The sequence below is a fragment of the Spirosoma sp. SC4-14 genome, from assembly GCF_037201965.1.
In the GTDB taxonomy this organism is placed as follows: domain Bacteria; phylum Bacteroidota; class Bacteroidia; order Cytophagales; family Spirosomataceae; genus Spirosoma.
Genome location: NZ_CP147518.1, coordinates 6,329,588 through 6,341,501, shown reverse-complemented (window position 1 = coordinate 6,341,501; position 11,914 = coordinate 6,329,588). Strand labels below are relative to the sequence as shown.

12 protein-coding genes are annotated in these 11,914 nt (G+C 48.8%); 1 reads left to right on the top strand and 11 read right to left on the bottom strand.

Features of this window, described 5'->3' with window-relative positions; genetic code table 11:
• Window positions 1-2: 2 nt before the first annotated feature.
• Together WBJ53_RS26135 and WBJ53_RS26130 are read right to left on the bottom strand one after the other, a co-directional pair.
• Window positions 3-2,705 carry a hypothetical protein gene (locus WBJ53_RS26135; RefSeq protein WP_338871724.1) on the bottom strand — a complete coding sequence of 901 codons (2,703 nt, stop codon included), beginning with the start codon at window positions 2,703-2,705 and terminating at the stop codon, window positions 3-5.
• Between the two features lie 8 nt (window positions 2,706-2,713).
• Window positions 2,714-6,448, bottom strand: a complete 3,735-nt coding sequence (locus tag WBJ53_RS26130; protein ID WP_338871722.1) for a tape measure protein — start codon at window positions 6,446-6,448, stop codon at window positions 2,714-2,716.
• A 172-nt stretch (window positions 6,449-6,620) separates the two neighbouring features.
• Here WBJ53_RS26130 and WBJ53_RS26125 point away from each other — a divergent pair, with 172 nt between their 5' ends.
• Window positions 6,621-7,214 carry a hypothetical protein gene (locus WBJ53_RS26125; protein WP_338871718.1) on the top strand — a complete coding sequence of 198 codons (594 nt, stop codon included), beginning with the start codon at window positions 6,621-6,623 and terminating at the stop codon, window positions 7,212-7,214.
• Here the strand turns inward: WBJ53_RS26125 and WBJ53_RS26120 are convergent.
• The 9 genes from WBJ53_RS26120 to WBJ53_RS26080 form a co-directional block, all read right to left on the bottom strand.
• Complete coding sequence (locus WBJ53_RS26120) at window positions 7,211-7,987, bottom strand: hypothetical protein (RefSeq protein ID WP_338871716.1); 777 nt, start codon at window positions 7,985-7,987, stop codon at window positions 7,211-7,213. The two genes, WBJ53_RS26125 and WBJ53_RS26120, sit on opposite strands and share 4 nt — an antisense overlap.
• Window positions 7,974-8,414 carry a hypothetical protein gene (locus tag WBJ53_RS26115; protein ID WP_338871715.1) on the bottom strand — a complete coding sequence of 147 codons (441 nt, stop codon included), beginning with the start codon at window positions 8,412-8,414 and terminating at the stop codon, window positions 7,974-7,976. Before WBJ53_RS26115 ends, WBJ53_RS26120 begins: the two co-directional genes overlap by 14 nt.
• Window positions 8,336-8,761 (bottom strand): hypothetical protein, encoded by a 426-nt coding sequence (locus WBJ53_RS26110; RefSeq protein ID WP_338871713.1) that lies wholly within the window; start codon window positions 8,759-8,761, stop codon window positions 8,336-8,338. Before WBJ53_RS26110 ends, WBJ53_RS26115 begins: the two co-directional genes overlap by 79 nt.
• Complete coding sequence (locus WBJ53_RS26105; protein WP_338871711.1) at window positions 8,742-9,059, bottom strand: LytTR family DNA-binding domain-containing protein; 318 nt, start codon at window positions 9,057-9,059, stop codon at window positions 8,742-8,744. The genes WBJ53_RS26110 and WBJ53_RS26105 overlap by 20 nt, the downstream gene beginning before the upstream one ends.
• Window positions 9,056-9,625 (bottom strand): hypothetical protein, encoded by a 570-nt coding sequence (locus WBJ53_RS26100; RefSeq protein WP_338871709.1) that lies wholly within the window; start codon window positions 9,623-9,625, stop codon window positions 9,056-9,058. The genes WBJ53_RS26105 and WBJ53_RS26100 overlap by 4 nt, the downstream gene beginning before the upstream one ends.
• Window positions 9,622-9,948, bottom strand: coding sequence for a hypothetical protein (locus WBJ53_RS26095; RefSeq protein ID WP_338871707.1), 327 nt, complete (start codon window positions 9,946-9,948; stop codon window positions 9,622-9,624). Before WBJ53_RS26095 ends, WBJ53_RS26100 begins: the two co-directional genes overlap by 4 nt.
• Window positions 9,948-10,382 (bottom strand): hypothetical protein, encoded by a 435-nt coding sequence (locus WBJ53_RS26090; protein WP_338871705.1) that lies wholly within the window; start codon window positions 10,380-10,382, stop codon window positions 9,948-9,950. The genes WBJ53_RS26095 and WBJ53_RS26090 overlap by 1 nt, the downstream gene beginning before the upstream one ends.
• Entirely contained in the window at window positions 10,382-11,449 is a 1,068-nt protein-coding gene (locus WBJ53_RS26085) for a hypothetical protein (protein ID WP_338871703.1), read from the bottom strand. Before WBJ53_RS26085 ends, WBJ53_RS26090 begins: the two co-directional genes overlap by 1 nt.
• A 67-nt stretch (window positions 11,450-11,516) precedes the next feature.
• On the bottom strand, window positions 11,517-11,864 hold the full coding sequence (locus WBJ53_RS26080; protein WP_338871701.1) for a hypothetical protein: 348 nt from the start codon (window positions 11,862-11,864) through the stop codon (window positions 11,517-11,519).
• Between the last annotated feature and the right edge of the window lie 50 nt (window positions 11,865-11,914).

The window sequence follows — 11,914 nt, the reverse complement described above, 5'->3', positions numbered from 1 at the left end:
CGCTAGAGCGGATCAACGTCCAACCATGTACACAGTTCGATGCGTCGTCGCGTCTGGTCGTCGGCCAATTCGGCCTGCTCCAGCGTCCAACCCATGAACTGTGAACAGTCAAGCCCTGATGTAGTGTCGTTTAAATCTAATGCGAGTTGTTTTAATTCGAAAGTTGCCTCCTCATTGGCGGGTCCCCAGGTGAGGTTCATGAGATAGCCGCCAACCCGCACGCCGGAATCATCGAGACAGGAGATATATCCGTAATTCGGATTGATCATTTTCCCGTCCTGAATCTCACTGGGTAATAAGCCTGAATGCCCTAGCCGAAGCCGCTGGATCTGCGCATGAGAAAGCCGTTTTTTGAACATAATCCGCCGTGGCCTGAAAATGACATGCTGCAAGACCTGGTCGACGGCGATCGGTTCAGATTCTCCAACCAGACCGGGCATACCGCAGGTATCGGTTTCCGGTAGCATGGTAACTACACGCTGCGCCCCCGGCATTTTGGTTTTATTGGACAGGCTATACCCTTCTTTATCGACCAGACAACCACCCCAAATTGGCGCGTTAGCCCATAAAATGCGCCCAGGCGTAAGTCGTAAATTATAGGTGTCTTTGGCGGACGTCAGTCCTGACGTGAATAATAAGTCTGCCCCCGTTTCGGGCTGTAACCCTAGCCCTCCGGCTGCTGAAATTGTAGCCTGCGAAGCGCCAAAGGCAAAATGCTCTTTTACCGAAAATGTCCATGGCCGCTTTGAAACATCCGAAATGCCCGTTACCGTATAGGTACCATTGTTGATGTTGGCTCCTGAAATCGTAATCGACTGCCCGACGGATAGCCAGCTAATCGCTGAATCAACCTGTATGTATCGGATCAGGAGGGCATTGACGAATAACACCAGGCCAGAAAATCCCTGAATGGGCTTACACTGTATAATGAAGCCTTTATCATCATAAGCTGTTCCATCGGTGGGCGTGTCTGCAAACTGTTCGCGTCGGGTCCGCTCGATGGCCAGCGCAGAAGCAATCAGCCTGCTGGTGAGCGTCTTTTTGCCGTTTTCGTGCTTGATAGGGGTTGTTACCTGTTGGGTTACAAACACCTCTTCCAGAGCACTGGCTCCCTCCGTAACCCATTCTTGATAGCCTACCTCGACCGTGCTGAAGATTTCTGTCTCGATGGACTCTTCCCGGTAATCGCCGACCTCATCGAGCCGTAACAGTTCAACCGGCTGATAGAAATGGCTCATGGGCTCAATCCGCAGGACATCGACCGGATTTTGATTATTATCCAGTTCGGTGGTAAATGCCATACCCGTTCCGTCGATCACTTTCAAACTGCTGATGATGTCCTGGGCCGATAGATTAAGCGGCCGTTCTGTCTGCTTGAAATTCCGGATAGCAAACCCGTTCAGAATCACCCGGCGGGCTCCACAGCCATCAGCAGCATACCGAGTCCCCTGTTTACCGTAGAAATCAGAGCGAAAACGGTCTTGCAAGCCAGTTGTTACGGCAATTGCCGTGTTAATGGCATCGTAGACCAGTAAGCCTTTGGCCGATGAGGATTGGTTTTGAGAACGTCCGGTTATCGAAATCTTCTGTGTTCTAAGCTGAACCGCGAACTGTGTCGACTGGAGCTCGTTTTTGTTGTGGGTAAACTCGACCAGTCCGTACAAAAACAGTTTATCCCCGGGTGCGGTGTCGATCTGCTGATTGAATTTGACCGATTCGGCTACCAGGTAGATATCGGAAACGCCATAACTGCGGGGAGGTTTGTTGAGTAAACCGTCCGAAAGTGGCGTCGTCAGCGTGTAATCCTGACGCGATCCATTGGCTTTGACAACCGTCATGATGGTTGTTAGTCTGAATCCTGTCACCTTAACGGCACCAATGCTGATGGTTTTTTTCTTGGGCGTCAACCAAATACCATACGAAAGGTCGATAGACACCTGACGGGTTCCGGACGACCGAAACTTGAAAAGCCACTCATCGTTCGTAAGTGGCCCTTCTGAATCAGAAACGCCCATTGGTCGACCTGAAGCGAATTCTTCGATTTCACTGATCTGCGGCTGTGAGGTGTCGAACTGTACCCAGATATGGCCGTTGGTATCTCCCTGAAACGTCTGCTCTACCCGTTTCCCAGCATCGACGTTACAGGTAAACCGCTCTTCCAGGCTCTGAGACGTGAGCGGAACAGAAACGAAAGCAGGGGGTGCGATAGAGTCGCCATCTAACGACGTGGCCGACGTGAAGTCAACAGCGGTTTCCCATTTCGAAAGGAGCCTGGCCGATAATGTTGAGCGTTCCAGTCCGCAACTGATGTTTCGGCGTACCTTTTTGTAGGTCGATAACGTAAGCCTACCTTCGTACTCGATTACCTCCTGTTGGCCCGAAATGCGCAGGCCCTGAATCAGCATAATGGTCGCATCCTCACCTTCGGCGCGGAAAATGCCGCCTACGAAATCGCGACCGCTGGCCGCATTGAATTCGCAGGCGGCCGAACTGGTACTGTATTCGTAGTTAATACCATGTTCTTCTTCGTCTCTGGAGAGACTTAACTTCAAATTTGCCCAGCCGATCGGCTCTCGGATGTCGATTGATTCGGGAGCCGATCCGTCTGCTGGGATATGGGTAAGCCGGAAGAATTTGGGGAAGTCTTCGTATAAGCCAGGCAGTACAAATGACCGGCCGTACTGATCATAAATAGTCTCGTTCATTACTTAGCCTAGAAGAAGCGTCTACGTTTTTCGCGGAATTCCCGATAATGGTTACCCTTTCGAAGGCCTTCCGACATACCGTCGACATCAATGTTGGTGATATACTCCGGGCGTTCGTCGAGTGCACGACCCATTGCCTGATACAATGTTTCCTCTGAGGGCTGAGAGCCACCAGCATACACGATGCGAAGTTCTTCGCGTCGACCATCCTGGAGTCGGCCGGTTGTCGCTTCCATCAGGTAAGAATCTTGTAACGATTGCCGGGCTGCTTCCTGCTTCTGCCAGTCGTCGACAAGACGTTTTGATTGATCAGCCGTATAGATGATATCCCCCTGATCAAGCCAATCGACAGTTGGTTTTGAGTAGTACTGATAGCTACCGTCTTTTTTCTGGCGAATCTCTGGGCCCCGCTCGGCCAGATTAGCGAAACCTTCCGGAGCACTGGTCGTTCCTACCCAGAAATTAGGCAGGGGCGCTGCCAACACGGCAGCTGCCTGCGCGATACCAGCTGCAGTAACAAAGGCTGATAGGATACCAGCCGTTACGCCAAAATCCAGATAATGGGCACCACCGCCAGTTGACAGAACCGACATTACCGCCTGTGCGGTATTGATGGCAATCGAAAACAACGCAGCTTCTCGTTCCTGAATGGCTGCTTTCCGCTGAACTTCAGCCTTACGTTTGTTGTACTGCTCCTCGATTTTGGCTTTGGCATCAGCATTATCACCAGCCAGCGCCAATTCAGCCTCTTTCTGTTTGTCCAGGTTGTCGAGTTCCTTTTGACTATACACGCTGGAAATTGAAGCGATCGACTGACCGATTGTATCAGCGAGCTGGAGGCCTTGTTGCCATAGCTGCTGCCGCTTTTCAACGGCACGCTGCGCGTTAGCAATTTCATGCTGTGTCTGTTCGTCGCTTTTCTGTTTGGCATTGTCAGCGACCTCTTTATCGAGCCGCTTTTTATCATCAGCCGCTTCCTGATCACGAGCCTTTTTCAGTTTGCGGATCTGCTCCTCGGCGGCTTCGATTTCAGCAGGCGTTCTACCAGCCTCAAGCTTATAGCGCTCTAAGGCGGCTAGTTTAGCGTCGACGACAGCATTACTGAGGGTTCGATCTTTCTGGTAAAACTCCTCCGTTAATTGTAATTCGGCTCGAAGCCGATTCATATACAATTCGTGGAGTTTGGCTTCGCCAACATCCGGCGTTATTCGCTGACTGGCGATATCGACCTGAATACGACGCTCTTTTTCATCGTAATATTTTGTCAGTTCGAGTAACCGTTCCCGGTAATCATCGCCAAGTTGATTGTCTACCGCTTTTAAGGCCGTAGCTGTTTCATCGAGCTCCGTTTTCCAGGCTGTTTTCTGAGCTTTCAGTCGTTCTTTAAAGTAGTCCTTATCCGCTTCGAGCTTCTGATCGTTGAGGTCCTTGGCGAGTTTGCTTTCCTGTTGACCTGCGTCAGTAAGAATGCGCATCTGATCGTCGATGCCCTGTAAAATGACCTTATGTTTTTTCTCGACGTACTGCTGTTCAGTGATAATACCTTCCGCTTTATCACTGCTAAGGCCAGCGAGCTCTGACGATGTGTTGCTCTTGGAGTCCGAGAGTGCCAGTTTGAGTGAATCGCGTTTGTACTGTGTTTCAGCGTCTATCTTCTCTTTAGTCAGCTTTTTGTAATCGTCGGACTCTTTTTTGCCCGCTTTTTCGAGAATAGCCTGCCGTTCCTCGATACCTGCGATTGTGAGTGTCTTACGTTGCTCGATGAACTCTTTTTCTGAAATCAGACCATCCTGTTTGTTTGCCGACAGATCCGTAAGTTTGACATCATTTTCAGCCTTTGCATTGGCCAATTCCTGGTTCAATTTTCGGTCGGCTTCGGCTTCAGCTTTGCGCCGGGCAGCTTCGCGTTTATGCGCTTCCTTCTCTTGCTTTTCCGCTTCTGCCTCCTTTTTAGCCTGAGCCGCTCGTTTGGCATTTATTTCGGCTTGTGCCTTGTCGGCTTCATCCTTTTTAACTAGCTCGATTTCCGCTTTCTTAAGCTCTTCCAGCAACTGTTTATCGGCATTAAGTTGCTGCTGTACCTGGTCTTTTTTTCCACCAAAAACGGTATTGCTAAAGTCATCATTCATCCGTTTTTGGTTTCGGTTGATATTATCCTGGGTGATACCAATGCGGGCCTGACGCTGGGCAGGTGTCATGGTTTTGAACTCATCGATAACAGGCTGGTTTTTGGCATTAATTTCAACCTGCTGCATAGCATCTTTGCCGATCGTTGGCAGAGGAGTGTATTTGGTTGCCGCATAGCCCAACGCTCCCCAAAAGGTTTTCCAGTCATTTGACTGAATAGCCACACGAATACCACGAATCGTGTCGCTGATCATATTCTGAATGTTGTTGGCTGTGGCGCTGATGGCACCGTTGTCGTTCATAGCAGCGAGAAATAGATGAACTTCGTTGGTCATCCGATTCCAGCCACCAGACATTGATTCAAGATTACTCTGAGCGTCTTTGCCGTAGGTTTTATCTAACTGAGCGGCCAGTTTAGGCAACACATCGACGGCGAGCAGTTCTCCCTGCTCCATCATTTTGTTGAGTTTCGATTCCGAAACGCCCATTGCGTCGGCCAGCAGTTTGATAGCACCCGGCAATCGTTCTCCCAACTGCTGACGAAGCTCCTCGGCCTGCACTTTGCCTTTCGACATCATTTGTGTGACGGCCATTAGCGCACCTTCAATCTGATCATTCGACAGTTTCAGAGCGGCTCCAGCATCGACAAGGCCGGTAAAAATTTGCTGAGTAGCTTTTCCTTCAAGGGCCGTTCCGTTGGTAGCCGCTTTTAGCCCCTTGTAGGATCTGGCCAGAACCTCGTACTGCAAACCCAACCGGTTGGCCAGGCCAATCAGATACTCCTGCGTTTGCCTGAAGTCGGTCGTATCTTTGGAAACAGCTTTTAATGAGGCATCGATGCGCTCCATGTCGGAGATGATCGAGAGACTCATTTTTATAGCATCAAGAGCAGAGGACACCCCAATGATGCCACCAACTGCAATAGCTGCCGATCCGGCGAGGCCTTTAAGCGACACACCATACCCCTCCGCAGCCGTTCGACTACGCCCAAGCTGAGTATCGACGTTGCGTAGGACGGTTTCGTTACGAAGAATAACCTGCTGCATCTCAAGCGCAGCTTTATTATTCCGGTTGATTGCTCCTGTTTGTTTGTCAAAAGCGTCAGGCATTCGGGCCAAAACCTGCCGAAGCGATTCGTTCTGCTCTTTCAGGTGCTGGATTGAGCCTTCGACACTGTCTGTGGCTTTCTTTGCTTCTTTCAGGACCGACGTTTGGGCGCTGATTGCGGCAGAAACCTGCTTAATCTTTCCAAGCAGTTCGGTCTGTTTTTGGGCATAGTTAGCCTGAAGGGGATTGAGCTGCTTATACTCCGTTTCCAGCCCCTTCATGAGCCGAGTCAGGTCAGCGATCGACAACTCATTAGCCGATTGTGCTGTTTTTAGCCGTTCGAGCGCAGCCTGATATTGGGCTGCCTGCGTTACAAGCTTATTGACCTGGGTAGCCTGTTCGGCTAATTGCTGGCTTGCTGCTGGGCTGGTTAGACTGGTTGAATTGATTTGATTCGCCAGCACCTGCATTTGCTGGGCGTTCTGCTGCTGTGCAGACTGGATGCGTTTGATAGAACGCACCATGGATTCAGCCCATTGATCGCCTGCCTCTTCCAACTGAGAGAGCATTCGAAAGTAGGACTCAAAATCAAAAACGTCTTGAGGCTGTAATAGTGCCATTTCTGCGCCGAATGAGGTGGACACAGTAGGCTTGCAGGTAAGGTCGATTGAAAGTTACTAAGAAAATAGAGGTATAATTGCCGCTGCTTAATCTTCCTAGAAAATCCATAACACTCCAGTCATGATCAAACAACTAATTGCTGCAGCATTATTTTGCCTTGTATTGGGCTGTAACTCTTCTGGAACACATACGTCTGTAGAGAAGCCATCAGCGCTTAATGATTCGGACTCGGCTTTGCTTGCTGAAGTAAGAGCAGCCCCTGAACCGGAAGCCAAAAAAGTAAAGGTTTTTAATGATGTTAAGGCTGTTCAAAATAAACTTAGCGAAATCGGCCTAGGTGAAATGCGGACTTGGCGTTATGATGGTATTGGTTGGCTCTCCTCGTGCAATTATTTTCAATTTGGCCATTCCAATGGCGAAGGCTTAAAAAACAACTTAGCACTATATCTAGAATCTCCTTCTGAAAGTTTCGTTCAAGTAGCCAAGTTGAAGGTGAATATTCCCAATATGAACGAAAAGCAGCAGGCATTAAAAACTTATACAAAAAATGCCGAAAAGCTTTTTAACGCCCTTGCTCTGCAAATGCCAAATGGGCTTAAGGATGCGCTTTTGTCTGGGAAAAAGTTTGAATATCATGATAATAAGATGATTGTCAGGAATATATACGAGGATGGGAATTGGGACTCATACAAAGTTCAGATCGAGACTTTTTAATTACGATTAATTGTCGCCGTATTTTCATCGCTTAAGGAGAATTCGCCCTGACTCAAAGCATCTCCCTCGTTCATATTCGATTTATAGCCGGTCTGGAATTGGTAGGGCTGGTTATTAATCAAAAGCGTATCATGCTCCAGCATTCCAGCAATGGCACGGTGTCCCCAATAGTTGTACTCAGGCGTCAGGAAACTGACGATTTGCCGGGCTTCTGAATAAAGCGACACCGTTTTGCCGGTAGTTGATTCGCGATAGGTTTCCTTGTTGGTTTCTACCTCTTCGCCACGCATAGCCAGCCGAATACGGAATTGCTGATAAAAATTTTCTGGTAAGTAGCTCCAGCGTACGTTCGTACCCCCGCCTAACCGCTGATCATTCCGAAACTTGACGATGGCCGTCCGGTCAGCGGCATTGGCAGCGGTGGAAACCCAGCAGTACTGGCTTAACGTCGTACCAATTCGGAGTTGGCAAAAACCCTCCGATAGCGCCGGAACAACAAATGAACCGTATCGATGCGAGCCGGTAGGAAAATCAATTTGTGTAACGGTGTCGACAACAACGGTAGCCGCGCCATCTTTTAGAATTTCGATGTTGCCCTCGATGACCGTTTCGTCAACCGTATTGATATAAAAACTCACGGTATCGCCCGGCACCAGCCAGACGACAGGAGAAAGCATTTCGGGTTCCCGCGCAAACGGCCGAGGCAGCGGCAGGATAAACTCATTGTCGCCTGCATCGAACCAGGTTAAAAAGTTGTGACTATTTCTTGCCATTGTCTTTTTGCTTTTGTTTTTGGGCTTCGTACTTCTCCTCCAGTGTTTCCAGCCAGGTGTATAACTGGAAAACGGTTAACCGTTCAGGATCTGGGCAACCGCATTCTGTAAGTGTCACGCATAATTTGGTCCAGCCTTTTTCCATACCGACAATTGTGTTTTTGGGATCGTCGCGCAGGTGAATCGGTTTATGCTGGCCAACAACGAGCGCAAATTGTAGATTTAGGGCTGCGGCCGAATCGGGCCCAGGGTTTAGAACGGCTCTGAGTTGCGCCTGTAGATACTGTTTTAAACGTGAGAGTTCGTTCAGGCTGCGTTGAGGGCCAAAGCGTGAAGGGAAGTAGCGTTTTAGCTCAGTTCGAAGTTTTTTTTTACATCGCGGAGTGTTGATTCCACTAGCTGCTGAGTAAGCCCCAAGGCTGACCATTCGTCGATTAATCTAATCAGATTACTTTCTGAATAGTCGGTAATAGGTTTATCATTCACGCTATGGACATGACACGCCCAGTCGAGCTGGCCAGCCTGAAACCGATCAAGAGCCAGTACACGGGCCGTTCTATAATTCTGAAGCTGCTCCCGTGCCTCCTCGGGTTTGCCCGCGACAATGTAATTATCAACCTTAGCTAGCATTGCATCGAGTTCGGTTTCGTTTTGACCAAGCTCGGCCGCCATAATTTCATACTGAGCTGCCAACTGATACAGTGAGGCTGGCATGGCTTTCGTCGTTTCGTAGAGTAAGGCAATGTTGCTGCCGTTAAGCCGTACGGTAATCATTCATCAGGTTTTTTACAATGGAACGTCGCCGTTTTGACATTGGGATTTCAGTCCCATCTTTTAAAATCAAATCCGGTTCATAGATTTTGACATGAAGTGGATTGACGGCCGCTGTTTTATGCGTCCGGATAAATTCAGGTAGCGTGGCCATAAGACGCTTCAATGTCAGGCAAACCAAATACGTTTTATCGCCTTTACAATAAATATGGGTGTAGTTGCCATCGCCTTTCAGTCTTAAGATGTCCTTGGCTTTCAGGTTGATTTTATACCCAGGCAGGTAAATAGCTGAATCATTCATCGTTTTTCGATTGTGTACACTGTGAGTTGTAAGGAAAAACAGGCGTATGGCCACAGATCGTAGCGTCGGTCGAGGTCTGAAACCTGAAACGGCTTGAAAGCCTCTTTCATTGACTCGTCCTGATAGTCGCCAATACTGGCCACACAGCCAGTCGTTGTTTTAAGTGCCTGTTTCAGATCAAGCTTGATCAATTCAGGAAATCCACTGCCATCGTCGAACTGCTCGAATTTTTCCAGATTGATCCAGCCGTAAAGCGTGACGGCACGCCGTGGCCGTATAATGTGGCTCTGCGCATGGCCAAACCCTTTTTCCTGCGACCAGTCGTTTTTCTCAGGAGCCGTAGCCGTAAAGAAAATGACACAATCGTATTTATCGCTCGGCCGGGCGTCGATATAATCCCTTGAGGCTGGATCGTAAACCATTGGTTTGATTTGCCCTTTATCCTGGCCGGGTAATTTCTCCTCATAAACAGCCGCCCGGCCGAATACCTGATCAGTCCAGTCGAGCCCACTAAGTTTGTCCTGAAGTCGGGCTATTGCTTCGGTAAGTGTGCGTGGTTCGTTCATTCCACTTTTTTCCAGATGAATGGAAATTGAGAATAGCTAATCATTGCCTGAATGGTATGATAGAGAAACACAGCGTTTTCATTTTCCCTGTTTAATTTTCCCGTTACCGGATCGAAAGCATTAGGGAGACTGCAAAGTTTACTGCTCAGGTACATGATAGATGTAGAATACGATTCGCTAACATTCAAGATGCGCTCACCTGGCCCAAGCTGGGTAGCCGTTTCATTCAGTTTATCTAATCCTTTTTTGAAACTTTCTTCGTCGACAAGATCATTGAATTTGATTTTGCCATTTTCGTACTTTTTAAGATCGTCAAATGTCATTATAACGCTCGTTTAAAATTGTCCTGCAGTGTCGGTTTCATGCGTGCGGTGAGCTGCTCCCGGCTAGGGACCGACAAACCGAAAATATTTAGGCTGTATTTGCGCTCCAAATAGGGTGCCTTCTCGTCAGCCGAACCGATCTCTGTATTGCCCCCAGGTGTCGGCCTGGCATAGGTGCCCTGATAGAACTTTCCGGACTTGCCTTTTAGCGTTACTTTGTCCGTTGGCTGACCTAGCTTCTGCTTCAGCTTGATGGTGACTGGCTTGTAAAACGGCTTGATGGCCTCGCCTGTCGCCAATTTGCCGTCGGCTAACTGCTGCAAGTTCAGGTCTACGATATCAGCATCGTGTGCATTGATTGAATCAATAACAACCTGCCGGATATCGATCCGCTTCAATGGCGTTACCAGCAATGCTTTCAGTTCAGCAACCATCAGATGCTATCCCAGGTAACGTCGTCAAAATCATTTACGTCGATACCCGACGAGGCCTCTGCCTGCAATGCCTTTACGATAGCCGAAACCGCACGATCCAGAAGAACCGGCACCCGATTTGCGTTGTCTTTGTCAGTTAAGGCAAACAAGGCACCTTGACGGGCATCCTCGGTTTCTGGGTTTTTACGAGTCGAGTAAGCGATCTTTTCCAGAAACGTTACGGCTGTTTGCTGTTTCAGCGCTGACAGTAGCCGTTTGGGGTTATCGATAAATCGGCCCGTTACATCACCGTCCGCCGTCATGGCAACATTTAATCCGTAATTCGTAACGGTGCTTTCTTCTCCGTTGCCATTGGCATAAAACGCGATGGCTTTTGATTCCAGGTAATGGGCGAGGCATTTCTGTTTACAGCTTGTACAGTTTTTCTTGATGGCTGGCCAGCCTGCGAGTGAGTTTTGGGCTAAAGCCGTCCCTAAATCATCTTCGGCATACGTCAGGTAGTATACGCTTCCTTTCCTAAGTGGAGGTAGTTCAACATCCTGCCACTCATTGGAGCGTTCGAGCGTGATAGTAGCTACAGGCTCCGGATATCCTTCCATCTCAAGCAGGAACGTTATTGGAGCCGGCAGTATGCCCAACGTAAAGAGCTTCAGCCGTAGGATATTCAGAACAACATCTGTTTGCGTTGGAGTAAAAACTAACCCCAATCGACGGCCGGGCGTTTTCAGAATTACGATACCCGATGCCATGGGTAATGGGTGGGTTACCGGGCCCAGAAGTTTGGCGGTAAGCCCCCACTCAGTTAACCGGGTATCGAGCGTATTAAGTAGCGAGCGAATTGCATCGTCGCGTGTTCGAGCCAGGTACACCCAGAATTTTTCACCTAATGACTGGCTCAACGTAGATTTTAACGTAGCGATCGTCAGCAACTCATGACACTGGTCAAGTGTTAACCCTGTTAAACTTTTTTGAAGATCATCGGGCATTCCCTGCGGGCCATCTGAATCCTGATCTGGCCGAAAACCGATCATTTTCCGAAGAATTGGTAATAAAGCGTCTGTTAGCATGGGATTAGAGAGAAAAAGCCCGCCAGCGTTGGCCGGTCGGGCTTTTGGGTTGATGGTAGGAAATTGCTTAGAACGGGGAGGATTTAAGCGACAAGATCTTTAGCGAATCAGTTGCCGCCACCCCTACTATTCGTATCTGGCTGACCGGCCCTCGCCAGATTGCTCGCTGAGAGCTACCGTCGATCAGCGCGGCCGTTCCACCTGTGAAGCCCTTTGTAAGCACAAAAAAGGCCCCTTTCTTATACACATAGGCCACTTTGTTGGTTGAATCCTGAATTTCGACAGCATTCGTCGAATAGATTATTTTGTTAGCCGAAGGGAGCAACGTTCCCGTTTGAGCCTGGGCGTCTGTGCTTACAAAAACAGTGGCCACTAATAAGCCAATGGAAAAAACGAGTGCTTTTAACGCGTTCATGGTTTATAACTACCTAATTGTGAAAAACTTTGTGGATAACCCTTTGCAGA

Excerpts from the sequence above, each read along its gene's own strand:
- WBJ53_RS26135 (WP_338871724.1), bottom strand. The coding sequence starts at position 2,705 with ATGAACGAGACTATTTATGATCAGTACGGCCGGTCATTTGTACTGCCT.
- WBJ53_RS26130 (WP_338871722.1), bottom strand. The coding sequence starts at position 6,448 with ATGCTCTCTCAGTTGGAAGAGGCAGGCGATCAATGGGCTGAATCCATG.
- WBJ53_RS26125 (WP_338871718.1), top strand. The coding sequence starts at position 6,621 with ATGATCAAACAACTAATTGCTGCAGCATTATTTTGCCTTGTATTGGGC.
- WBJ53_RS26120 (WP_338871716.1), bottom strand. The coding sequence starts at position 7,987 with ATGGCAAGAAATAGTCACAACTTTTTAACCTGGTTCGATGCAGGCGAC.
- WBJ53_RS26115 (WP_338871715.1), bottom strand. The coding sequence starts at position 8,414 with ATGGTCAGCCTTGGGGCTTACTCAGCAGCTAGTGGAATCAACACTCCG.
- WBJ53_RS26110 (WP_338871713.1), bottom strand. The coding sequence starts at position 8,761 with ATGATTACCGTACGGCTTAACGGCAGCAACATTGCCTTACTCTACGAA.
- WBJ53_RS26105 (WP_338871711.1), bottom strand. The coding sequence starts at position 9,059 with ATGAATGATTCAGCTATTTACCTGCCTGGGTATAAAATCAACCTGAAA.
- WBJ53_RS26100 (WP_338871709.1), bottom strand. The coding sequence starts at position 9,625 with ATGAACGAACCACGCACACTTACCGAAGCAATAGCCCGACTTCAGGAC.
- WBJ53_RS26095 (WP_338871707.1), bottom strand. The coding sequence starts at position 9,948 with ATGACATTTGACGATCTTAAAAAGTACGAAAATGGCAAAATCAAATTC.
- WBJ53_RS26090 (WP_338871705.1), bottom strand. The coding sequence starts at position 10,382 with ATGGTTGCTGAACTGAAAGCATTGCTGGTAACGCCATTGAAGCGGATC.
- WBJ53_RS26085 (WP_338871703.1), bottom strand. The coding sequence starts at position 11,449 with ATGCTAACAGACGCTTTATTACCAATTCTTCGGAAAATGATCGGTTTT.
- WBJ53_RS26080 (WP_338871701.1), bottom strand. The coding sequence starts at position 11,864 with ATGAACGCGTTAAAAGCACTCGTTTTTTCCATTGGCTTATTAGTGGCC.